1 protein-coding gene is annotated in these 736 nt (G+C 46.9%); it reads left to right on the forward strand.

The genetic code is table 11. The annotated features are described in order from the left end of the window. Positions 1 to 584 (forward strand): DHHA1 domain-containing protein (locus tag GY683_RS00700; RefSeq protein ID WP_297286924.1); only part of this gene is annotated, 584 nt, incomplete at its 5' end. Between the last annotated feature and the right edge of the window lie 152 nt (positions 585 to 736).

The following is a 736-nucleotide window of genomic DNA, read 5'->3' on the forward strand; positions in this document are numbered from 1 at the left end:
AGCCTGTTATCGCTTTTGCCCATCAAGACGACGAGATCATTAAAGGTTCGGCACGCTCAATTCCTGGCGTGCACATTCGCGATGTACTTGATGAAGTTAATACGCGCTACCCTGGCGTTATCGAAAAATTTGGCGGGCACGCCATGGCCGCTGGATTAAGCTTGCCCGTAGCTAAGCTTCAAGACTTCGAGCGTGCTTTTGTTAATATTGCGCGTGCGCATATGGCAAAGCTTGATGGTAATCATGCCTTATTTTCCGACGGTGACTTGTCGTCGGAAGAGCTGTGTTTACCCTTTGCGCATTTATTACGTCAAGCAGGTCCGTTTGGTCAGGGCTTTGAATCACCGCTATTCGATGGTGAATTTGCACTACTTGACCAGCGCTTAGTTGGCCAAAAGCACCTAAAAATGGTGTTAAAAAGTGACGGTGCTAACGAGGTCGATGCTATTGCGTTTAACGTTGATTTAAAATCATGGCCGAATGCCATGGTCAAACGCGTGCATATTGCCTATCGGCTCGATATCAACGTATTTCGCGGTCAGGAAACCGTGCAACTTATTGTAGAGCAAATAGAAGCGCGTTAGCAGGAGCGAGTTCACACGCAGACGGGTGGCTAATAAACCTAACGAGCAATAAGCGTAAAGTTGTGGAAAGAAGGGGCAAAGGTGAAAAGCGAAAGACAAAAGCTGGTGGATAAGCATAGTCAGCTGAATCAAACCGACAATGCAAAAGTGAT

The organism is Moraxella sp., from assembly GCF_024227015.1.
In the GTDB taxonomy this organism is placed as follows: Bacteria; Pseudomonadota; Gammaproteobacteria; order Pseudomonadales; family Moraxellaceae; genus Moraxella.